Below are 22,151 nucleotides of genomic sequence, written 5' to 3'. Positions count from 1 at the left end.
CATTGCATTCCGGGAGCGTCCATATATGTTACCTCGCGCCCGACCCGGTAGCCGCAAGGGATAAGCCGAGGGTACCGCGCAGCGGCGATTTTGTTCGCCAGAGCCCGGGGGGCAGGGGGCGGCGGCGATTGGCCGCCCCCTGCGCGCTCCTTGCGTCAGTGGCAATATGTGGCTTAGCTCATGAAAGGAGCGCAACAAGATGATGAATCAACATATAACAACATTTTAAAAAAAGCCTGACATTGCGCCAGGCCTTCTGCGTTAATTAATTACGCTTTTCCAGCAGGGTCCGGTAAATCAGACCACCGATAATACCGCCGACAATTGGCACCACCCAGAAGAACCACAGTTGTTCTAACGCCCAGCCGCCCTGGAAGATAGCAACCGCGGTGCTGCGCGCCGGGTTAACAGAAGTGTTAGTCACCGGAATACTGATTAAGTGAATCAGGGTTAAGGCCAGACCAATAGCTATCGGCGCAAAACCTGCCGGAGCGAATTTGTCGGTTGCGCCGTGGATCACTAACAGGAAGCCCGCACTCAATACCAGTTCAACTACCAGCGCGGAAAGCATGGAATAACCGCCTGGCGAATGCTCGCCATAACCGTTAGAAGCAAAACCGCTGGCTGCCGCGTCAAAACCTGTTTTACCACTGGCAATTAAATACAGCAGCGCCGCCGCAACAATACCGCCGACAACCTGGGCAATTACGTAGCCAACGACTTCTTTTGCCGGGAAACGTCCGCCAGCCCATAAACCAATAGTGACCGCCGGGTTAAAATGACCACCAGAAATATGACCAACAGCAAAGGCCATCGTCAGAACGGTCAGACCGAATGCAAGCGCCACGCCGGCAAAACCAATGCCTAATTCCGGGAAGCCTGCGGCCAGTACGGCACTACCACAGCCACCAAAAACAAGCCAGAAAGTACCAAAACATTCAGCTGCTAATTTTCTGAACATATCCACCTCAATTAAAAATTGACCCTGTGAAAAATATGGTCGTTTTATAGGGTCGTCGTAAAAAAGTGACGACGGAAATAATGCGCGGCTATTTTAAAAACGAAGGCGAGTCATTCACCAGATAAATAAATCCAGTAAATTTGATTTAGGGCAACAGCGGGTTGCCCCATATAGTCATTTGTCTGATTGACAGTGTAGTGCAAGCAAAAGATTTAATCCTTTAGGCGTAATAAAAAATAATTTATCATGCTAATTATTTGATTTTGTTGTTTTTGCAGGCTTATCAGCAAGAGGGAGTATAACGCGATTATTCGCTCATTTTTCAGACATTTGCCATGCTTAAATGTGATGTCATCACGTATTAGCATGGCCTTTCCCGTTATACTGCCAGCGTAAAGGATAAGTCACATATTTCTGGAGGGGATATGATTCTTGAGCGCGTTGAAATTGTGGGTTTTCGCGGTATCAACCGTTTGTCGTTGATGCTGGAACAAAACAACGTCCTGATTGGGGAGAACGCGTGGGGTAAATCCAGCTTGCTGGACGCCTTAACCCTGCTGCTATCGCCAGAATCAGATCTCTACCATTTTGAGCGCGACGATTTCTGGTTCCCGCCGGGAGATATCAACGGACGGGAACATCATTTGCATATTATTTTGACCTTCCGCGAATCGCTGCCAGGCCGACATCGGGTACGCCGCTATCGGCCACTGGAAGCGTGCTGGACGCCATGCACCGATGGCTATCACCGTATTTTTTATCGTCTGGAAGGGGAGAGTGCGGAAGACGGCAGCGTGATGACACTCCGCAGTTTTCTCGATAAAGACGGACATCCGATTGATGTCGAGGATATTAACGATCAGGCACGCCATCTGGTGCGTTTAATGCCGGTGCTGCGCTTGCGTGATGCCCGTTTTATGCGCCGTATTCGTAACGGCACGGTGCCAAATGTCCCTAATGTGGAAGTCACCGCGCGCCAGCTCGATTTCCTCGCCCGTGAGTTATCCTCACATCCGCAAAATCTCTCTGATGGGCAGATTCGTCAGGGACTTTCCGCAATGGTACAGCTGCTTGAGCATTATTTCTCTGAGCAGGGGGCCGGACAGGCGCGATATCGTTTAATGCGGCGGCGAGCCAGCAATGAGCAACGAAGCTGGCGCTATCTGGATATCATCAACCGGATGATTGACCGACCTGGAGGGCGCTCGTATCGGGTTATTTTGCTCGGCCTGTTTGCTACTTTGTTGCAGGCAAAAGGCACATTGCGACTGGATAAAGACGCCCGTCCATTGTTGCTGATCGAAGATCCAGAAACCCGTTTACACCCCATTATGCTTTCAGTTGCCTGGCATCTGTTGAATCTTCTGCCATTGCAGCGCATCGCTACTACCAACTCGGGAGAGTTGCTTTCGTTAACGCCGGTAGAGCATGTTTGCCGACTGGTACGTGAGTCCTCGCGCGTTGCCGCCTGGCGTCTGGGGCCGAGTGGTTTGAGTACCGAAGATAGCCGACGCATCTCTTTCCACATTCGTTTTAATCGTCCATCATCGCTGTTTGCACGCTGCTGGCTGCTGGTGGAAGGGGAAACAGAAACCTGGGTTATCAACGAACTGGCGCGCCAGTGTGGACACCATTTCGATGCCGAAGGGATTAAGGTCATTGAATTTGCCCAGTCCGGGCTAAAACCACTGGTGAAATTTGCCCGGCGAATGGGGATTGAATGGCATGTACTGGTCGATGGCGATGAAGCAGGGAAGAAATATGCCGCTACGGTACGCAGCCTGTTGAATAACGATCGGGAAGCCGAACGAGAACATTTAACGGCGTTACCGGCGCTGGATATGGAACATTTTATGTATCGCCAGGGATTTTCCGATGTGTTCCACCGCGTGGCGCAAATCCCGGAAAATGTACCGATGAATCTGCGCAAAATTATCTCGAAAGCGATCCATCGCTCTTCCAAACCCGATCTTGCCATTGAAGTGGCAATGGAGGCCGGACGTCGTGGTGTGGATTCCGTACCGACGCTGCTGAAAAAAATGTTCTCACGCGTGCTGTGGCTGGCGCGCGGTCGCGCGGATTAACCGCGAAACATCGTGGCCATTTGTGGCTGAATAGCGTCGAGCATCTCATAGCGCCGACGGTATTCAGCCCGTTTTTTACTGGCGATTTCGGCAATCTCTTTTCGTGCTATCTGTGCTGGAAGGCGGTAATGGCGTTCAGCATCACATACGCCGCCAACCGATTCCCAGAAAGCGTTGTAATCAGCGTGGATCTTGCCTTCTTTATCGCGATAACGCAGGCTGCGGTAAATATGCGTTTCATTGCTGACGGCAATAATCTGCTCTACCTGCAAACGTTGGGCAAACAGACAGGCCGCTTCCATCACGAGGCGTTTGGGAAATAGCCCGTGGCAGGCTTTCGTCGCATTCTGGATTTCCTGATGTGGGATTTCCCATTTTGCGCCTTGCAGTCCGCCAATAAACATTGTTCTTTTCCCCTGATATTCACACAGGGTAAACGTGATCTCTGCCAGAGGAATACCTTCGCTGTTGCGAAACAGGATTGTGCTGTCACCTTCTTTATCCATTGAGATCATCATGGTCAGCTCAAGTGTGAACTGCTCGCCGTTTTTGCCTTCCAGCTTCGCCAGTTGCAGCCCGGGGGTATTCAAATATAAGCTGAATTCTTCCGCCGACATACACCCGCGGAGTAACGCATAATGGTAACGTAACGCCTCCAGCAATTGCTTACGGCTAAGATTCGCCGCAAGGTAAGGGCGATGCAGACGCACAGGCAGTCGCGGCTGGCGCGTTAACAACACATTGAGATTAGGCCAGTGGGAAAGTTCGTTCATCCACTCAACGCTTAAACGCGGCATAATCAACGAGCGCAGCAAAAATTTCTGGCGAAAACTACGGCGATGCCAGAATTTACCCGGCCGACACTGTCCACGTGCCAGACTAAGAAAAAGTGACAGGCTGCTGAGAGATTCAGATGGCGTAAAGGTCCGTTCAGTTAGCTGCGACATATTCATGAAATCAATGGTTATACATGACGTCGATTTCACCATTGCGTATCTTAACCAAACATCAATAGTGTGATTACTAACGTAAATTTTAGGGTTTTGTTGATATTTCGTTGAAGTTAATGACCCGGATTGGCATATGGAGTATTCAGAATATTTATGAAAAAGCGGAAAACCGTGAAGAAGCGTTACGTTATTGCGCTGGTGATAGTCATCGCCGGACTGATTACGTTATGGAGAATTCTTAACGCACCCGTTCCGACTTATCAGACGCTGATTGTGCGCCCCGGTGATTTACAGCAAAGCGTGCTGGCGACCGGAAAGCTGGACGCGCTGCGTAAGGTTGACGTGGGCGCGCAGGTCAGCGGTCAGTTGAAAACGCTGTCGGTGGCGATTGGCGATAAAGTAAAAAAAGACCAGCTTTTAGGGGTTATTGATCCTGAACAGGCTGAAAACCAGATCAAGGAGGTGGAAGCAACGCTGATGGAGCTACGCGCGCAGCGGCAGCAGGCGGAAGCGGAGCTGAAACTGGCGCGGGTGACGTATTCCCGTCAGCAACGTCTTGCACAAACGCAAGCGGTTTCACAGCAGGATCTCGATACCGCCGCGACGGAGATGGCTGTGAAACAGGCGCAAATTGGCACCATTGACGCGCAAATCAAGCGCAATCAGGCCTCACTCGATACGGCTAAAACCAATCTCGATTACACCCGCATCGTTGCCCCGATGGCCGGGGAAGTCACGCAAATCACCACTCTGCAAGGCCAGACGGTGATTGCCGCACAACAAGCACCGAACATTCTGACGCTGGCAGATATGAGCACCATGCTGGTAAAAGCGCAGGTTTCTGAAGCGGATGTAATCCACCTGAAGCCGGGGCAAAAAGCCTGGTTTACGGTACTAGGCGATCCGCTGACGCGCTATGAGGGGCAAATCAAGGATGTGCTACCGACGCCGGAAAAGGTTAACGACGCTATTTTCTATTACGCCCGTTTTGAAGTCCCCAACCCCAATGGTTTGCTGCGGCTGGATATGACCGCGCAAGTGCATATTCAGCTCACCGATGTGAAAAATGTGCTGACGATCCCTCTGTTGGCGTTAGGCGATCCGGTTGGCGATAATCGTTATAAAGTCAAATTGTTGCGTAATGGTGAAACACGCGAGCGTGAAGTGACGATTGGCGCACGTAACGATACCGATGTTGAGATTGTCAAAGGGCTGGAAGCGGGCGATGAAGTGGTGATTGGTGAGGCCAAACCAGGAGCTGCACAATGACGCCTTTGCTCGAATTAAAGGATATTCGTCGCAGCTATCCTGCCGGTGATGAGCAGGTTGAGGTGCTGAAGGGCATCAGCCTCGATATTTATGCCGGTGAGATGGTAGCGATTGTTGGCGCTTCGGGTTCCGGCAAATCGACCCTGATGAATATTCTCGGCTGCCTGGATAAGGCCACCAGCGGCACCTATCGCGTCGCCGGTCAGGATGTTGCCACGCTGGACGCCGATGCGCTGGCGCAACTGCGCCGCGAGCATTTCGGCTTTATTTTCCAGCGTTACCATTTGCTTTCGCATTTAACCGCCGAGCAGAACGTTGAAGTTCCCGCCGTCTATGCTGGTCTTGAGCGGAAACAGCGGCTGCTTCGCGCCCAGGAGTTGCTGCAACGACTGGGGCTGGAAGACCGTACAGAGTATTATCCGGCACAGCTTTCGGGTGGTCAGCAACAGCGTGTCAGCATCGCGCGGGCATTGATGAACGGCGGTCAGGTAATTCTTGCCGATGAACCAACCGGTGCACTGGACAGCCATTCTGGCGAAGAGGTGATGGCGATCCTGCATCAGCTGCGCGATCGCGGGCATACGGTGATTATCGTCACCCACGATCCGCAGGTTGCTGCTCAGGCCGAGCGGGTGATCGAAATTCGTGACGGCGAAATTGTGCACAATCCTCCCGCCGTTGAAAAAGTGAATGCTACTGGCGGGACGGAACCTGTTGTCAACACGGCGTCTGGCTGGCGGCAGTTTGTCAGCGGTTTTAACGAGGCGCTGACGATGGCATGGCGGGCGCTGGCAGCGAATAAAATGCGTACTTTACTGACCATGCTGGGGATTATTATCGGTATTGCGTCGGTGGTTTCCATTGTCGTGGTGGGCGACGCCGCCAAACAAATGGTGCTGGCGGATATTCGTTCTATTGGTACGAATACTATTGATGTCTATCCCGGGAAAGATTATGGCGATGACGATCCGCAATATCAGCAGGCGCTGAAGTACGACGACTTAATCGCCATCCAAAAACAACCGTGGGTCGCCTCAGCCACACCTGCCGTCTCGCAAAACCTGCGCCTGCGTTATAACAATGTTGATGTGGCTGCCAGTGCCAATGGCGTGAGCGGCGATTATTTTAATGTCTATGGCATGACCTTCAGTGAAGGGAACACCTTTAATCAGGAGCAGCTGAACGGTCGTGCGCAGGTGGTGGTTCTCGACAGTAATACTCGCCGCCAGCTTTTCCCCCATAAAGCAGATGTGGTTGGCGAGGTGATTCTGGTCGGCAATATGCCCGCCAGAGTCATTGGTGTGGCGGAAGAAAAACAGTCGATGTTTGGTAGCAGTAAAGTGCTGCGTGTCTGGCTACCTTACAGCACGATGTCCGGGCGAGTTATGGGCCAGTCGTGGCTGAACTCCATTACTGTCAGGGTGAAAGAAGGATTTGACAGCGCCGAGGCGGAACAGCAACTCACGCGTTTACTTTCACTGCGCCACGGTAAGAAGGATTTCTTTACCTGGAACATGGATGGTGTCTTGAAAACCGTTGAAAAGACCACACGTACTTTACAACTGTTTCTGACGCTGGTGGCGGTGATTTCGCTGGTGGTGGGCGGTATTGGTGTAATGAATATTATGCTGGTGTCAGTGACCGAGCGGACGCGGGAAATTGGCATTCGCATGGCTGTAGGTGCGCGAGCAAGCGATGTTTTGCAACAGTTCCTGATCGAAGCCGTACTGGTTTGCCTGGTCGGTGGCGCGTTGGGAATAACACTGTCACTGTTAATTGCTTTCACCTTGCAGCTTTTCTTACCCGGCTGGGAGATTGGTTTTTCACCGTTGGCACTGCTGCTGGCGTTTCTCTGCTCGACGGTCACCGGGATTTTATTTGGCTGGTTACCCGCACGAAATGCGGCACGACTGGATCCAGTAGATGCTCTGGCACGAGAGTAATTTTTGAGATAAAAATGCCAGCCGATCGGGCTGGCATTTTGCCTTTAGGATGTACACAATGAGACAGAAGAGCTATGCGACTGCCGCTTCTACTTCGACGGGCACAATAACACTGGCGTGATTGCCTTTTGGCCCCTGGTGGACATCAAACTGAACGGATTGTCCAGCTTTTAGCGTTCTGTAACCATCCATCTGAATGGTGGAATAATGAGCGAAAATATCTTCGCCGCCGCCTTCAGGGCAGATGAAACCAAACCCTTTGGCATTGTTGAACCACTTAACAGTACCCTTTTCCATGCTTCGACATCCTTCGCAAATCTTATACAAGTAAGATGGAATAAACCGGGGTCAGAGAGGGGGCTGTTCAAAACCTCGCCAACTCTAGAAATACAATTTAGAGAATTAGGGCGAGCCGTCAAGCATTTGACAGGGGACAGGGGGCAGGTATGAATCAAAAATTTGAAGCAGTTAACGCTATTGACAGGAATGTGACAGATGTCGCTGATGCCAACGATAGATGATAGTTATCTATCATGTGGAGTAGATTGGTCAGGCAAATAAGCTCTTGTCAGCGGCAGGGCGTTCTGCCGATAACCGTAACCGAAGATGATAACTGACAATGGGTAAAACGAACGACTGGCTGGACTTTGATCAACTGGCGGAAGAAAAAGTTCGCGACGCGCTAAAACCGCCATCTATGTATAAAGTGATATTAGTCAATGATGATTACACTCCGATGGAGTTTGTTATTGACGTGTTACAAAAATTCTTTTCTTATGATGTAGAACGTGCAACGCAATTGATGCTCGCTGTTCACTACCAGGGGAAGGCCATTTGCGGAGTCTTTACCGCCGAGGTTGCAGAAACCAAAGTGGCGATGGTGAACAAGTACGCGAGGGAGAATGAGCATCCATTGCTGTGTACGCTAGAAAAAGCCTGAATGCAGGCATAAAAATTGGGGGAGGTGCCTATGCTCAATCAAGAACTGGAACTCAGTTTAAATATGGCTTTCGCCAGAGCGCGCGAGCACCGTCATGAGTTTATGACCGTCGAGCACTTGTTACTGGCGCTGCTCAGTAACCCATCTGCCCGGGAGGCGCTGGAAGCGTGTTCTGTGGATTTGGTTGCGCTCCGTCAGGAACTGGAAGCCTTTATTGAACAAACCACACCCGTTCTGCCTGCCAGTGAAGAGGAGCGCGACACACAGCCGACGCTGAGTTTTCAGCGTGTACTGCAACGTGCGGTCTTCCATGTCCAGTCCTCCGGTCGCAATGAGGTTACCGGTGCAAACGTTCTGGTCGCTATTTTTAGCGAACAGGAGTCGCAGGCGGCATATCTGTTGCGTAAACATGAAGTCAGCCGTCTCGATGTGGTGAACTTTATCTCTCATGGCACGCGTAAAGACGAGCCGACACAGTCTTCTGATCCTGGCAGCCAGCCAAACAGCGAAGAACAAGCTGGTGGGGAGGAACGTATGGAGAATTTCACGACGAACCTGAATCAGCTTGCGCGAGTGGGCGGAATCGACCCACTGATTGGTCGTGAGAAGGAGCTGGAGCGTGCTATTCAGGTTCTCTGCCGTCGCCGTAAAAACAACCCGCTGCTGGTGGGGGAATCTGGTGTCGGTAAAACCGCGATTGCGGAAGGTCTTGCCTGGCGAATTGTTCAGGGCGATGTGCCGGAAGTGATGGCTGACTGTACGATTTACTCTCTCGATATCGGTTCTCTGTTAGCGGGCACTAAATATCGCGGCGACTTTGAAAAACGTTTTAAAGCGTTGCTCAAGCAGCTGGAGCAGGACACTAACAGCATCCTGTTTATTGATGAGATCCACACCATTATCGGTGCGGGTGCAGCGTCTGGTGGTCAGGTCGATGCGGCTAACCTGATCAAACCGTTGCTCTCCAGCGGTAAAATTCGCGTAATTGGTTCGACAACCTATCAGGAGTTCAGCAACATTTTCGAGAAAGACCGTGCTCTGGCGCGTCGCTTCCAGAAAATTGATATTACTGAACCGTCGATCGAAGAAACTGTTCAAATCATCAATGGCCTGAAACCGAAGTACGAAGCGCACCATGACGTGCGTTATACCGCAAAAGCGGTGCGTGCAGCGGTAGAGCTGGCGGTGAAATACATTAACGATCGTCATCTGCCGGATAAAGCCATTGACGTTATCGACGAAGCGGGCGCTCGCGCACGCCTGATGCCGGTAAGCAAACGCAAGAAAACCGTTAATGTGGCGGATATTGAGTCTGTGGTGGCCCGTATTGCGCGCATTCCAGAGAAGAGTGTTTCGCAGAGTGACCGCGATACCCTGAAAAACCTCGGCGATCGCCTGAAAATGCTGGTCTTCGGTCAGGATAAAGCCATTGAGGCGCTGACTGAAGCCATTAAGATGGCGCGTGCAGGTTTAGGTCACGAACATAAACCGGTCGGTTCGTTCCTGTTTGCCGGTCCTACCGGGGTCGGGAAAACAGAGGTGACGGTACAGCTTTCGAAAGCTTTGGGCATTGAGCTTCTGCGCTTTGATATGTCCGAGTATATGGAACGCCATACCGTCAGCCGTCTGATTGGTGCGCCTCCGGGATACGTTGGTTTTGATCAGGGGGGGCTGCTGACCGATGCGGTCATCAAGCATCCGCACGCGGTACTGCTGCTGGACGAAATCGAGAAAGCGCATCCGGACGTGTTCAATATTCTGTTGCAGGTGATGGACAACGGTACGCTGACCGATAACAACGGACGCAAAGCGGACTTCCGTAACGTGGTATTGGTGATGACCACCAACGCTGGGGTACGAGAAACTGAGCGTAAATCGATTGGTCTTATCCATCAGGACAACAGCACCGATGCGATGGAAGAGATCAAGAAGATCTTTACGCCGGAGTTTCGTAACCGTCTCGACAACATTATCTGGTTCGATCATCTCTCCACCGACGTGATCCATCAGGTAGTGGATAAATTCATCGTCGAGTTGCAGGTTCAGCTGGATCAGAAAGGTGTTTCTCTGGAAGTGAGCCAGGAAGCGCGTAACTGGCTGGCCGAGAAAGGTTACGACCGGGCAATGGGCGCACGTCCGATGGCGCGTGTCATCCAGGACAACCTGAAAAAACCGCTCGCCAACGAACTGTTGTTTGGTTCGCTGGTGGACGGCGGTCAGGTGACGGTTGCGCTGGATAAAGAGAAAAATGAGCTGACTTACGGATTCCAGAGTGCACAAAAGCACAAGGCGGAAGCAGCGCATTAATCTGATTGTCTGGTAGGTTGGTGAAGTCCGTAATCTCGAAAGAGGTTACGGACTTTTTGTTTGTAGGGTGGAGGAGGTTCAGACCCTTTTTTTGATGATGATGGTAAGTTGTTGATAATTAGTGCTGCGGGAAGGTAAGGATAAAAAAGGGTGGTAGCAGGAAAATGAGATGGTTTTGCTTTATTAATAACGGACTAAACGTGTAGTATTTGAGCTCACTGCCGTACAGGCAGATAAAATGCGAAAAAAAGCCCGTACTTTCGTACGAGCTCTTCTTTAAATATGGCGGTGAGGGGGGGATTCGAACCCCCGATACGTTGCCGTATACACACTTTCCAGGCGTGCTCCTTCAGCCACTCGGACACCTCACCAAATTGTTTTGCTGCCAAACCTCATGGGTGGCAACGGGGCGCTACTATAGGGAGTTGGAGTAAAACGGTCAAGAAGAATTTTAATGATAATTATTGTTTGCTCATACTGTAAACAAGTTGTGCAGTATATCTACATCGAGACAAGTTATGGACTTATACTTCCAAAGTACTTCATACATATCACAAAATAAAAAGGTCGGTTAAACCGACCTTTTACTCGTTCTTTCTCTTCGCCCATCAGGCGGTAAAACAATCAGCGACTACGGAAGACAATGCGGCCTTTGCTCAGGTCGTACGGGGTCAGTTCAACAGTCACTTTGTCGCCCGTCAGGATGCGGATGTAGTTTTTGCGCATTTTACCGGAGATGTGTGCAGTAACCACGTGACCGTTTTCTAACTCTACGCGGAACATGGTATTAGGCAACGTTTCAAGAACGGTACCTTGCATTTCAATATTGTCTTCTTTGGCCATCTAATCCTCTGGGGTATCACTACCGTAATTTGAACCGGCAAGATAATGCCGAAGTTCTGTAAATAAGTAAAGATTTGCGCGCTAAATCGCAACAAACAGGTTCGGCACATTACTCCGAAAACACACGGCTAAGCCGCACCAAAAGCGCAACGTATAAGGGAGCGGTGAGATAAACGATGGGCGTTACCTGACGCGAAAAATTCCTTATCGGCAGCGGGGTAATGAGCGTAACCAACTCTGCGACCGCAATTATAACACTCTGGGGAGAAATGTGCCGAAAACATTCATTCTTGTGGTGAAAACAAGCACCGTGGTACCCAGAAATTATTCGGCAATCGTCCGAGGCGCATTTGATTGAGATAATTTAGATAATCCCGGCGGGGAATTTCGCAGGCACCAAGCGAAGCTGTGTGATCGTTAAGGACCTGGCAGTCGATAAGCTTACCGCCATGACCAATAAATTCCTCACAGAATACCAGAAGCGCCGTTTTAGACGCATTTTCCATCCGGCTGAACATGGACTCGCCACAAAATAGCGTTCCCTGGGCCACGCCGTACATACCGCCGACAAGCTCATCTTCACGCCAGACTTCAATAGAGTGGGCATGACCGAGTTCGTGAAGGCGATGGTAGGCTTCGACCACGCCACGCGTGATCCAGGTTCCTTCTTCGCGATCGCTGGCACAGCCTTCAATGACCTGACCAAAAGCGTAATTCATCGTGACTCGATAGGGCGAGCGTTTATGAAATCGCTTCATACTACGGCTGATATGCAGTGATTCTGGCCATAGCACCGCGCGGGGATCGGGCGACCACCAGAGGATGGGGTCGCCTGGAGAAAACCACGGAAAAATACCACGCTGGTAAGCCATTAACAGGCGCGCAGGGCTAAGATCGCCCCCCAGTGCCAGCAGGCCGTTAGGCTCACGTAATGCGCCTTCCGGGGAAGGGAAGGCTATTGAATGGCGAGAAAGCTGAACCAGGCGCATGACCGCAAAACTCCACGCAAGTCGGATCGTTCAATAATAGCTTACAAACCCTGCTTAAACTGGTAATAACGCCCCTGTCGGGCAAGCAGTTCTGCGTGAGTACCTTGCTCAATAATTTGCCCGTTGTCCATCACTATTATTTGCTGGAAACGAGAGAGCCCGCGAAGTCGATGGGTGACCATTAACACCGTTTTCTCACGCATCATTTCTGCAAGTAATTCAAGGATCTGACTTTCAGTTGTGGCATCTAAGCCTTCGGTAGGTTCATCCAGCAATACCAGTGGCGCATCATGTAACAGCGCACGGGCGATAGCCAGACGGCGCAGTTCACCACCGGAGAGCTGGCGTCCGCCTTCACCCAACCAACTGTTGAGACCTGCATCCTCGAGCAGCTTCTCCAGACCAACGCGACGCAAGATCTCCGCCAGAGCCTCATCACTACTATCAGGCGAGGCGAGTAACAGATTATCACGCAGCGTGGCGCTAAACAGATGCACTCGCTGTGGCACAACGCTGATGGTCTGTCGTAGAGTCGCTTCATTCAGGCTGGCTATGGGGCTATCGTTAAGCAAAATCTCGCCCTGTTGCGGGTCCCATGCGCGGGTCAGCAGTTGTAACAATGTTGATTTGCCGCATCCGGTTCGCCCGAGAATCGCTATATGTTCTCCGGCGTTTACCTGAAGAGAAATCCCTTTAAGTGCCTGTTGGGATTGCTCTGGATAAGTGAACTGAACATCCCGTAATGTCAGCGAAACACGATCGGCAACACGAGTTTGGGTATCAGGGAAGGTGACTTCCGGTTTTTGATCCGTTAAGTCAGTGATCCGTACGGCAGAGGCAATGACTTGCCCCAGATGCTGAAATGCACCCGTTACTGGTGCCAGTGCTTCAAACGCGGCTAACGCGCAGAAGACAAACAGGGCAATTAACGCGCCGGGTTGAGCATTGCCGCCAACGCCGCCAGACGCCATCCACAGCATCAGGATCACCGCTAACGCGCCAATGAGCAGCATTATCGCTTGCGACAATGCGGTGAGTTCAGATTGACGACGTTGCGATTCCAGCCACTGAATTTCGGTATTCTCTAACTGCGTGCGATAACGATCGCTGGCACCAAAAATGGTCAGCTCAGCTTGCCCTTGCAGCCAGGCCGTCAGTTGTTGGCGATACTGCCCGCGAAGATGAGTCAGATTTTGCCCGGTGCTTTTTCCCGCACGATAAAACAGTGGTGGCATAAGGAAAAGCGTCAGTAACATAATGCCGCCCAGCGTAAAGGCGAGGGTGAAATCAAGGAAACTTAACCCGATTGTCACCACCATAATCACCACAAAAGCGCCCACCAGCGGCGAGATAACGCGCAGGTAAAGATGATCGAGCGTATCAACATCCGCCACCACGCGGTTGAGCAATTCGCCCTGACGATAGCGCGCCAGTCCGGCAGGGGAGAGGGGCAGCAATTTGCTGAAGGTATAAATGCGCAGATGCTGCAACACGCGGAAAGTCGCGTCGTGACTTACCAGGCGTTCAAAATAGCGCCCGGCAGTACGGGTGATTGCTGCGCCACGCACGCCCGCAGCGGGTAGCATATAGTTGAAGCTGTACAGTCCGGCAACCCCCGCAACCGCTGAGGCGGAGAGGAACCAGCCCGAAAGTGTCAACAGACCGATGCTGGCGAGCAGCGTGACAATTGCCAGCACAATACCAAGACTTAACATCCATTTATGACGTTTATACAGTGCCAGATAGGGTAGCAAAGCGCGCATTTAAATCTCCTCCTGACGATGGGCCAGCAATGTGGCGAAAGGACCACCAGCCACGCTTAATTCCGCGTAACGTCCTTGCTCAATAATCTGACCATCCTGCATTACCCAAATGACATCCCAGTCAGCAAGATCTTCTAACTGGTGGGTGACCATTAACGTTGTCTGGCGCAGAGAGGCGGCATTAAGCGCCTCCATTACGCGCTGTTCACTGTGAGCATCAAGGCTGGCAGCGGGTTCATCCAACAGTAATAGCGAACAGGGATTCAGTAATGCTCGGGCCACCGCCACGCGCTGCGCCTGCCCCACGGAAAGGCGGGCAGCCTGGTCACCAACAGGCGTATCAACGCCTTGTGGCAGGAGCGGTAGAAACTCACTGACCCAGGCGTTATCCAGTGCTGCTTGTAACTCGTGTTCGTTGGCATCAGGTCGCGCCAGTAGTACGTTATCCCGTAGTGTTGCTGCCGGTAATTGTGGGTTTTGCCCAACCCAGGAGAGATGTTTACGCCATGATTCTGGTGATAAATCGCGTAATTCTATCCCGTTGATTCGTAGCGATCCCTGATATGAGAGAAAACCAGAAAGCGCGTTCAGCAGTGAGCTTTTACCTGAACCGCTGCGACCAACCAACACTGCACGTTGGCCTGCTGGCAAAGTAAAGTTCAGCGGTCCGGCCAGCGTTTTACCTTCTGGTGATGTAATAAACAGCTCCTCGGCTTCAATGGTCACCGGATCGGTCGATGCTAATTCCGCCTCACCACGCTGCGGATGGGCAAGCGGGGTTTCCATAAACGTTTTCAAACTGTCAGCTGCACCAACAGCCTGGGCTTTAGCATGATAAAACGTACCGAGATCGCGTAATGGCTGGAAAAACTCCGGCGCAAGGATCAGGGCCAGAAAACCCGCAGCCAGCGTCACGCCAGTATCATAGTGACCAAAATCCAGCTCGCCGAGATAGGAAAAACCAAAGTAGACCGCCACCAGAGCAATTGACAGCGAGGTAAAAAATTCGAGAATGCCGGAGGATAAAAACGCCAGCCGTAGCACTTCCATTGTCCGTTGGCGGAAATCTTCCGAAGCAGAACGAATACTTTCAATTTCAGCTTCACCACGACCAAAAATACGCAATGTTTCCATGCCGCGCAGGCGATCGAGAAAATGCCCACTTAAGCGAGCAAGAGCGAGAAAGTTACGTCGGTTAGCATCGGCAGCCCCCATTCCAACCAGCGCCATAAACAACGGAATTAACGGAGCAGTGCCCAGCAGAATGAGCGCCGCAGCCCAGTTAGAGGGGAAGATAGCCACCACAATCAGCAACGGCACCGACACTGCCAGCGCCATTTGCGGCAGGTAGCGTGCATAGTAATCATGCATATCGTCAATTTGCTCGAGTACCAGCGTCGCCCAGCTCCCCGCCGGTTTACCCTGAATCCACGCTGGCCCTGCTTGTTGCAGACGGTCGAGAACCTGACGGCGGATGGCAAAGCGGATATGCTGCCCGGCGTGATAACCCACCCGTTCGCGTAACCAGACCACCCATGCGCGCAGTACAAAGGTCAGAACCAGTAACGTAAAGGGAAGCAGCAGGGCTTCACGGGGAATATTCTCCATAATCATATGTTGCAGAATTCGCGCCATGAACCAGGCCTGGGCAATGATCAATATGCCGCTCACAAAGCCCAGCAGACGAGAAATATTCAGCCAACGTTGGGAGATGACGCTTTGCTGTTTTAACCAGCGGGTTAACTCTTTTTGACGGGATTTATTCATTGCACGCTTAGCAGGTGAGTTATCAGAATTATTTGCAGAGCAATGTTACAACGAGGAAAAAATAAAGGCGACCCATAGTCGCATGGTGTCGCCTTCTTTACTTTTGTTACTGATTTGTAAAATTATTTTGCGTCAGCTAAACCATCGAGGTAGCGTTCCGCATCAAGTGCTGCCATGCAGCCTGTACCAGCAGATGTAATAGCCTGGCGATAAATGTGATCCATCACGTCGCCTGCGGCAAAGACGCCAGGGATGCTGGTCTGGGTGGCATTACCATGAATACCCGACTGTACTTTGATGTAGCCGTTTTCCAGTTCCAGCTGCCCTTCGAAAATAGCCGTATTCGGGCTGTGACCGATAGCAACAAACAGACCGGCAACGTCGAGTGACTCGATGTTATCGCTGTTTTGCGTATCGCGCAGACGAACGCCAGTGACGCCCATCTGATCGCCGGTCACCTCTTCCAGCGTACGGTTGGTGTGTAGAATGATGTTGCCGTTCTCCACTTTATCCATCAGACGCTTAATAAGGATTTTTTCCGCGCGGAAACCGTCACGGCGGTGAATCAGATGCACTTCCGAAGCGATGTTAGACAGATACAGCGCCTCTTCAACCGCGGTATTGCCGCCGCCGATGACCGCAACTTTCTGGTTGCGATAGAAGAAACCGTCGCAGGTAGCACAAGCAGAAACCCCACGGCCTTTAAACGCTTCCTCAGAAGGAAGGCCGAGATAGCGTGCAGAAGCTCCGGTGGCAATAATCAGCGCGTCGCAAGTGTATTCGCCGCTATCGCCAGTCAGACGGAACGGACGATTCTGCAAATCAACTTTGTTGATGTGATCAAAGATGATTTCAGTTTCAAATTTGGTGGCATGTTCGTGCATGCGCTCCATTAATAACGGACCGGTCAGATCGTTTGGATCGCCAGGCCAGTTTTCCACTTCCGTGGTGGTGGTCAGTTGGCCGCCTTTTTCCATGCCGGTAATCAGCACAGGTTGCAGGTTGGCGCGCGCCGCGTAGACAGCAGCGGTGTATCCCGCCGGGCCTGAACCCAGGATAAGCAGTTTACTGTGTTTGGTCGTGCCCATGAGATCCCCATAGTTGTTGGCAGACAATGGGCAGGATTGTAGGGAATTTACAGACGTAAAAAAAGAGTATGACGATTTTGTTAACAATTTGTGCAATCGGCAGCATCGATAAGCAGGTCAAATTCTCCCGTCATTATCACCTCTGCTACTTAAATTTCCCGCTTTATAAGCCGATTAAATGATGAATAAACGCCCCTGTTAATGAATATCTGGCATGTTGTACTAAAAATCGATGTTTTGCTTTGACAATCCCCTGGTGTTTTGCGAAAACATTCTAGGAAGAAAAAAAACAGTATTCTTATATGCGCATAATCATGCATGTAAATACCATGTTTACCGTGCTAGTGAAATCTACGTATGGCGTGGACAGACGCCATTCGTGATGTCGATAGCTGCCACAAGGCAACGGTCTTCTCACCGTAGACCCAGGCATTGCGCGCCGTGAATCTTCATGATTTCGGTCTATCGTGACGGGTAGCGACTCTGAACAGTGATGTTTCAGGGTCAGACAGGAGTAGGGAAGGAATACAGAGAGACAATAATAATGGTAGATAGCAAGAAGCGCCCTGGCAAAGATCTCGACCGTATCGATCGTAACATTCTTAATGAGTTGCAAAAGGATGGGCGTATTTCTAACGTCGAGCTTTCTAAACGTGTGGGACTTTCCCCAACGCCGTGCCTTGAGCGTGTGCGTCGGCTGGAAAGACAAGGGTTTATTCAGGGCTATACGGCGCTGCTGAACCCCCATTATCTGGATGCATCACTTCTGGTATTCGTTGAGATTACTCTGAATCGTGGCGCACCGGATGTGTTTGAACAATTCAATACCGCTGTACAAAAACTTGAAGAAATTCAGGAGTGTCATTTAGTGTCCGGTGATTTCGACTACCTGTTGAAAACACGCGTGCCGGATATGTCAGCTTACCGTAAGTTGCTGGGGGAAACCCTGCTGCGTCTGCCTGGCGTCAATGACACACGGACATACGTTGTTATGGAAGAAGTCAAGCAGAGTAATCGTCTGGTTATTAAGACGCGCTAACACGGAACAGGTGCAAAATCGGCGTATTTTGATTACACTCCTGTTAATCCATACAGCAACAGTACTGGGGTAACCTGGTACTGTTGTCCGTTTTAGCATCGGGCAGGAAAAGCCTGTAACCTGGAGAGCCTTTCTTGAGCCAGGAATACACTGAAGACAAAGAAGTCACATTGACAAAGTTAAGTAGCGGCCGCCGCCTTCTGGAGGCGTTGCTGATCCTTATTGTCCTGTTTGCCGTCTGGTTGATGGCTGCCTTACTAAGCTTTAACCCTTCGGACCCCAGCTGGTCGCAAACGGCCTGGCATGAACCTATCCATAATTTAGGTGGGATGCCCGGTGCATGGCTGGCAGATACGCTGTTCTTTATTTTTGGAGTGATGGCTTACACCATTCCCGTCATTATTGTCGGCGGTTGTTGGTTTGCCTGGCGTCATCAGTCCAGCGACGAATACATTGATTATTTTGCCGTTTCGCTACGCATCATTGGCGTTTTGGCGCTCATCCTTACCTCCTGTGGTCTGGCGGCAATCAACGCTGACGATATCTGGTATTTTGCCTCCGGTGGCGTCATTGGCAGCTTACTGAGCACTACGCTACAACCACTGCTACACAGTAGCGGGGGAACTATTGCACTGCTCTGCGTTTGGGCAGCGGGCCTGACGCTGTTCACCGGTTGGTCATGGGTGACCATTGCTGAAAAACTCGGCGGCTGGATTTTAAATATTCTTACCTTCGCCAGTAATCGTACCCGTCGCGATGATACCTGGGTCGATGAAGATGAGTATGAAGACGACGAAGAATATGAAGAAGATGAAAGTCACGGCAAACAGCATGAATCACGCCGTGCCCGTATTCTTCGCGGCGCGCTAGCGCGTCGTAAACGGTTGGCGGAAAAATTCATTAATCCGATGGGGCGGCAAACAGACGCTGCGTTGTTCTCCGGTAAGCGGATGGATGATGACGAAGAGATTACCTACACTGCACGCGGTGTGGCTGCCGACCCTGACGACGTCCTCTTTTCGGGCAATCGTGCAACGCAGCCAGAATATGACGAGTACGATCCATTATTAAACGGTGCGCCAATTACCGAACCTGTTGCTGTAGCAGCTGCTGCTACCACGGCGACACAAAGCTGGGCTGCGCCGGTTGAACCTGTGACTCAGACGCCGCCTGTTGCCTCTGTTGATGTTCCACCTGCACAACCTACAGTAGCCTGGCAGCCTGTACCGGGGCCACAAACGGGAGAGCCGGTTATTGCTCCTGCACCGGAAGGTTACCCACAGCAGCCACAATATGCGCAGCCTGCAGTGCAATATAATGAGCCGCTGCAACAACCAGTACAGCCACAGCAGCCGTATTATGCACCTGCAGCTGAACAATCTGCGCAACAACCTTACTACGCTCCTGCGCCGGAACAGTCTGCGCAACAGCCGTATTACGCCCCTGCGCCAGAACAATCGGTGGCAGGTAACGCCTGGCAAGCCGAAGAGCAGCAATCCACTTTTGCTCCACAGTCTACATACCAGACGGAGCAAACTTATCAGCAGCCAGCCGCTCAGGAGCCGTTGTACCAACAGCCGCAACCCGTTGAACAGCAGCCTGTTGTGGAGCCTGAACCCGTTGTAGAAGAGACAAAACCCGCGCGTCCGCCGCTTTACTATTTTGAAGAAGTGGAAGAGAAGCGTGCCCGTGAACGTGAACAACTTGCGGCCTGGTATCAACCGATTCCAGAACCTGTTAAAGAACCAGAACCGATCAAATCTTCGCTAAAAGCACCTTCTGTTGCAGCAGTACCTCCAGTGGAAGCCGCTGCCGCCGTTTCTCCGCTGGCATCTGGCGTGAAAAAAGCGACACTGGCGACGGGGGCTGCCGCAACCGTTGCCGCGCCAGTCTTCAGTCTGGCAAATAGCGGTGGACCGCGTCCACAGGTCAAAGAGGGGATTGGCCCCCAGTTGCCACGACCGAAACGCATCCGCGTGCCAACTCGTCGTGAACTGGCGTCTTACGGTATTAAGCTGCCCTCACAGCGTGCGGCAGAAGAAAAAGCCCGTGAAGCCCAGCGCAATCAGTATGATTCTGGCGATCAGTATAACGATGATGAAATCGATGCGATGCAGCAGGATGAACTGGCGCGTCAATTCGCCCAGACACAGCAGCAACGCTACGGCGAACAGTATCAACATGATGTGCCCGTGAACGCAGAAGATGCAGATGCTGCGGCAGAGGCTGAACTGGCTCGTCAGTTTGCTCAAACTCAACAACAACGTTATTCCGGCGAACAACCGGCTGGGGCGAATCCGTTCACTCTGGATGATTTTGAATTTTCGCCAATGAAAGCGTTGCTGGATGATGGTCCACACGAACCGCTGTTTACGCCAATTGTTGAACCTGTACAGCAGCCGCAACAACCGATTGCACCGCAGCAACAGTATCAGCAGCCGCAGCAACCAGTTGCGCCGCAGCCGCAGTATCAGCAGCCGCAACAGCCGGTTGCACCGCAGCAGCAATATCAGCAGCCGCAACAGCCGGTTGCACCACAGCCGCAATATCAGCAGCCACAACAGCCAGTTGCGCCGCAGCCGCAGTATCAGCAGCCACAACAGCCAGTTGCGCCACAGCCGCAGGATACCCTGCTTCATCCGCTGTTGATGCGTAATGGCGACAGCCGTCCGTTGCATAAACCGACGACGCCGCTGCCTTCTCTGGATTTGTTGACGCCGCCGCCGAGCGAAGTGGAGCCGGTAGATACCTTTGCGCTTGAACAAATGGCGCGTCTGGTGGAAGCGCGTCTGGCTGATTTCCGTATTAAAGCCGATGTCGTCAATTACTCTCCGGGGCCAGTTATCACTCGCTTTGAACTTAACCTGGCACCTGGCGTAAAAGCGGCGCGCATTTCTAACTTGTCACGGGACCTTGCCCGTTCACTTTCGACGGTGGCGGTGCGTGTCGTTGAAGTTATTCCTGGCAAACCCTATGTAGGTCTGGAGTTACCGAATAAAAAACGACAAACCGTTTATCTGCGCGAAGTTTTGGATAACGCCAAATTCCGCGATAATCCGTCGCCATTAACCGTGGTGCTGGGTAAAGATATCGCCGGTGAGCCGGTGGTTGCCGATCTGGCAAAAATGCCGCACTTGTTGGTTGCGGGGACTACCGGTTCCGGTAAGTCTGTCGGGGTGAACGCGATGATCCTGAGCATGCTTTATAAAGCACAGCCAGAAGATGTGCGTTTCATCATGATCGACCCGAAAATGCTGGAGCTTTCGGTTTATGAAGGCATTCCGCATCTGTTAACGGAAGTTGTTACTGATATGAAAGATGCCGCCAACGCGCTGCGCTGGTGTGTTAACGAGATGGAGCGTCGTTATAAACTGATGTCTGCGCTGGGTGTGCGTAATCTGGCGGGTTATAACGAAAAAATTGCTGAAGCCGATCGCATGATGCGTCCGATTCCAGACCCGTACTGGAAGCCGGGTGACAGTATGGATGCCCAGCATCCGGTGCTGAAAAAAGAACCGTACATTGTGGTGTTGGTGGACGAATTTGCCGACCTGATGATGACGGTAGGTAAAAAAGTGGAAGAGCTTATAGCACGTCTGGCGCAAAAAGCCCGTGCCGCGGGTATCCACCTCGTACTGGCAACGCAGCGTCCATCGGTTGATGTTATTACTGGTCTGATTAAAGCGAATATTCCGACCCGTATCGCCTTTACCGTATCCAGTAAGATTGACTCACGTACCATTCTTGATCAGGCTGGCGCGGAATCACTGCTGGGTATGGGGGATATGCTTTACTCTGGGCCGAACTCCACGTTGCCGGTACGTGTTCATGGTGCTTTTGTTCGCGATCAGGAAGTTCATGCCGTGGTGCAGGACTGGAAAGCGCGTGGTCGCCCACAGTATGTTGATGGCATCACCTCCGACAGTGAAAGCGAAGGTGGCGCGGGCGGTTTCGATGGCGCTGAAGAACTGGATCCGTTGTTCGATCAGGCGGTGCAGTTTGTCACTGAAAAACGCAAAGCATCAATTTCTGGCGTACAGCGTCAGTTCCGCATTGGTTATAACCGTGCAGCGCGTATTATCGAACAGATGGAAGCGCAGGGGATTGTCAGCGAACAGGGGCACAACGGTAATCGTGAAGTGCTGGCCCCACCGCCGTTTGACTAATTAATGCATCGTATGCCGGAAAAGGCGCGGTAGCGTCGCATC

The 22,151-nt window shown here is 51.7% G+C and carries 16 protein-coding genes, 1 tRNA gene and 2 pseudogenes; 8 read left to right on the top strand and 11 right to left on the bottom strand.

Translation table 11 applies throughout. From position 1 onward, the window contains the following. Nucleotides 1-265: 265 nt before the first annotated feature. A complete protein-coding gene (aqpZ, locus tag ACJHWR_RS22695) occupies nt 266-961 on the bottom strand; it encodes an aquaporin Z (protein ID WP_000488716.1) in 696 nt (231 codons plus the stop codon). Nucleotides 962-1,386: 425 nt separating this feature from the next. Here aqpZ and ACJHWR_RS22690 point away from each other — a divergent pair, with 425 nt between their 5' ends. Then, the gene (locus ACJHWR_RS22690) at nt 1,387-3,045 is read left to right on the top strand and encodes an ATP-dependent endonuclease (protein ID WP_000599806.1); all 1,659 of its coding nucleotides are present in this window, start codon (nt 1,387-1,389) and stop codon (nt 3,043-3,045) included. Here the strand turns inward: ACJHWR_RS22690 and ACJHWR_RS22685 are convergent. Continuing rightward, nucleotides 3,042-3,998: a VirK/YbjX family protein gene (locus tag ACJHWR_RS22685; protein WP_001355621.1), complete on the bottom strand. Its 957-nt coding sequence runs from the start codon at nt 3,996-3,998 to the stop codon at nt 3,042-3,044. The genes ACJHWR_RS22690 and ACJHWR_RS22685 overlap by 4 nt on opposite strands. A 150-nt stretch (nt 3,999-4,148) precedes the next feature. On the opposite strand from ACJHWR_RS22685, the gene macA reads away from it, so the two are divergent. After that, nucleotides 4,149-5,264, top strand: coding sequence for a macrolide transporter subunit MacA (gene macA, locus ACJHWR_RS22680; protein WP_000746458.1), 1,116 nt, complete (start codon nt 4,149-4,151; stop codon nt 5,262-5,264). Then, complete coding sequence (macB, locus tag ACJHWR_RS22675; protein WP_000188130.1) at nt 5,261-7,207, top strand: macrolide ABC transporter ATP-binding protein/permease MacB; 1,947 nt, start codon at nt 5,261-5,263, stop codon at nt 7,205-7,207. Before macA ends, macB begins: the two co-directional genes overlap by 4 nt. 72 nt (nt 7,208-7,279) lie before the next feature. Here macB and cspD read toward each other — a convergent pair whose 3' ends face one another. Next, entirely contained in the window at nt 7,280-7,504 is a 225-nt protein-coding gene (gene cspD, locus ACJHWR_RS22670) for a cold shock-like protein CspD (RefSeq protein WP_000410785.1), read from the bottom strand. Between the two features lie 149 nt (nt 7,505-7,653). Between cspD and yljB the strand changes: the two genes are divergently transcribed. From yljB to clpA, 3 genes are all read left to right on the top strand, one after another. Then, nucleotides 7,654-7,728, top strand: coding sequence for a protein YljB (yljB, locus tag ACJHWR_RS22665; protein ID WP_001406719.1), 75 nt, complete (start codon nt 7,654-7,656; stop codon nt 7,726-7,728). A gap of 98 nt (nt 7,729-7,826) precedes the next feature. Beyond that, nucleotides 7,827-8,147: an ATP-dependent Clp protease adapter ClpS gene (clpS, locus tag ACJHWR_RS22660; protein WP_000520781.1), complete on the top strand. Its 321-nt coding sequence runs from the start codon at nt 7,827-7,829 to the stop codon at nt 8,145-8,147. 30 nt (nt 8,148-8,177) lie between these two features. Continuing rightward, nucleotides 8,178-10,454 (top strand): ATP-dependent Clp protease ATP-binding subunit ClpA, encoded by a 2,277-nt coding sequence (gene clpA / locus ACJHWR_RS22655; protein ID WP_000934041.1) that lies wholly within the window; start codon nt 8,178-8,180, stop codon nt 10,452-10,454. A 283-nt stretch (nt 10,455-10,737) separates the two neighbouring features. On the opposite strand, the gene ACJHWR_RS22650 is transcribed toward clpA, so the two are convergent. The 8 genes and pseudogenes from ACJHWR_RS22650 to trxB all read right to left on the bottom strand — a co-directional run bounded on the left by ACJHWR_RS22650 (nt 10,738) and on the right by trxB (nt 16,904). Further along, a tRNA-Ser gene (locus ACJHWR_RS22650) sits at nt 10,738-10,825 on the bottom strand. 253 nt (nt 10,826-11,078) lie between these two features. Then, nucleotides 11,079-11,297 carry a translation initiation factor IF-1 gene (infA, locus tag ACJHWR_RS22645; protein ID WP_001040187.1) on the bottom strand — a complete coding sequence of 73 codons (219 nt, stop codon included), beginning with the start codon at nt 11,295-11,297 and terminating at the stop codon, nt 11,079-11,081. Beyond that, nucleotides 11,225-11,377 (bottom strand): annotated as a pseudogene (locus ACJHWR_RS22640) (hypothetical protein); the annotation flags it as partial. The gene infA and the pseudogene ACJHWR_RS22640, both read right to left, overlap by 73 nt. Before the next feature lie 59 nt (nt 11,378-11,436). Next, nucleotides 11,437-11,581 (bottom strand): annotated as a pseudogene (locus ACJHWR_RS22635) (hypothetical protein); the annotation flags it as partial. After that, the gene (gene aat, locus ACJHWR_RS22630; RefSeq protein ID WP_001241678.1) at nt 11,582-12,286 is read right to left on the bottom strand and encodes a leucyl/phenylalanyl-tRNA--protein transferase; all 705 of its coding nucleotides are present in this window, start codon (nt 12,284-12,286) and stop codon (nt 11,582-11,584) included. 41 nt (nt 12,287-12,327) lie between these two features. Then, nucleotides 12,328-14,049, bottom strand: coding sequence for a heme ABC transporter ATP-binding protein/permease CydC (gene cydC / locus ACJHWR_RS22625; RefSeq protein WP_001202209.1), 1,722 nt, complete (start codon nt 14,047-14,049; stop codon nt 12,328-12,330). Further along, nucleotides 14,050-15,816: a heme ABC transporter permease/ATP-binding protein CydD gene (cydD, locus tag ACJHWR_RS22620; RefSeq protein ID WP_001043594.1), complete on the bottom strand. Its 1,767-nt coding sequence runs from the start codon at nt 15,814-15,816 to the stop codon at nt 14,050-14,052. 122 nt (nt 15,817-15,938) lie between these two features. Continuing rightward, nucleotides 15,939-16,904, bottom strand: coding sequence for a thioredoxin-disulfide reductase (gene trxB / locus ACJHWR_RS22615; protein WP_000537432.1), 966 nt, complete (start codon nt 16,902-16,904; stop codon nt 15,939-15,941). Between the two features lie 544 nt (nt 16,905-17,448). On the opposite strand from trxB, the gene lrp reads away from it, so the two are divergent. Then, complete coding sequence (gene lrp / locus ACJHWR_RS22610) at nt 17,449-17,943, top strand: leucine-responsive transcriptional regulator Lrp (RefSeq protein ID WP_000228473.1); 495 nt, start codon at nt 17,449-17,451, stop codon at nt 17,941-17,943. 134 nt (nt 17,944-18,077) lie between these two features. Then, the gene (ftsK, locus tag ACJHWR_RS22605; RefSeq protein ID WP_139499024.1) at nt 18,078-22,109 is read left to right on the top strand and encodes a DNA translocase FtsK; all 4,032 of its coding nucleotides are present in this window, start codon (nt 18,078-18,080) and stop codon (nt 22,107-22,109) included. The last annotated feature ends 42 nt before the right edge of the window (nt 22,110-22,151 follow it).

Source organism: Escherichia sp. WS568 (assembly GCF_046486085.1).
Taxonomy (GTDB): domain Bacteria; phylum Pseudomonadota; class Gammaproteobacteria; order Enterobacterales; family Enterobacteriaceae; genus Escherichia; species Escherichia coli.
Note: the sequence above shows the minus strand (reverse complement) of the source record. Positions and strands in the feature narration are given on the sequence as shown.

Coding starts and splice junctions, on each gene's coding strand:
- ACJHWR_RS22690 (WP_000599806.1), top strand. CDS start 1,387: ATGATTCTTGAGCGCGTTGAAATTGTGGGTTTTCGCGGTATCAACCGT.
- aat (WP_001241678.1), bottom strand. CDS start 12,286: ATGCGCCTGGTTCAGCTTTCTCGCCATTCAATAGCCTTCCCTTCCCCG.
- clpS (WP_000520781.1), top strand. CDS start 7,827: ATGGGTAAAACGAACGACTGGCTGGACTTTGATCAACTGGCGGAAGAA.
- ACJHWR_RS22685 (WP_001355621.1), bottom strand. CDS start 3,998: ATGAATATGTCGCAGCTAACTGAACGGACCTTTACGCCATCTGAATCT.
- cydD (WP_001043594.1), bottom strand. CDS start 15,816: ATGAATAAATCCCGTCAAAAAGAGTTAACCCGCTGGTTAAAACAGCAA.
- infA (WP_001040187.1), bottom strand. CDS start 11,297: ATGGCCAAAGAAGACAATATTGAAATGCAAGGTACCGTTCTTGAAACG.
- cydC (WP_001202209.1), bottom strand. CDS start 14,049: ATGCGCGCTTTGCTACCCTATCTGGCACTGTATAAACGTCATAAATGG.
- macA (WP_000746458.1), top strand. CDS start 4,149: ATGAAAAAGCGGAAAACCGTGAAGAAGCGTTACGTTATTGCGCTGGTG.
- macB (WP_000188130.1), top strand. CDS start 5,261: ATGACGCCTTTGCTCGAATTAAAGGATATTCGTCGCAGCTATCCTGCC.
- cspD (WP_000410785.1), bottom strand. CDS start 7,504: ATGGAAAAGGGTACTGTTAAGTGGTTCAACAATGCCAAAGGGTTTGGT.
- trxB (WP_000537432.1), bottom strand. CDS start 16,904: ATGGGCACGACCAAACACAGTAAACTGCTTATCCTGGGTTCAGGCCCG.
- clpA (WP_000934041.1), top strand. CDS start 8,178: ATGCTCAATCAAGAACTGGAACTCAGTTTAAATATGGCTTTCGCCAGA.
- lrp (WP_000228473.1), top strand. CDS start 17,449: ATGGTAGATAGCAAGAAGCGCCCTGGCAAAGATCTCGACCGTATCGAT.
- aqpZ (WP_000488716.1), bottom strand. CDS start 961: ATGTTCAGAAAATTAGCAGCTGAATGTTTTGGTACTTTCTGGCTTGTT.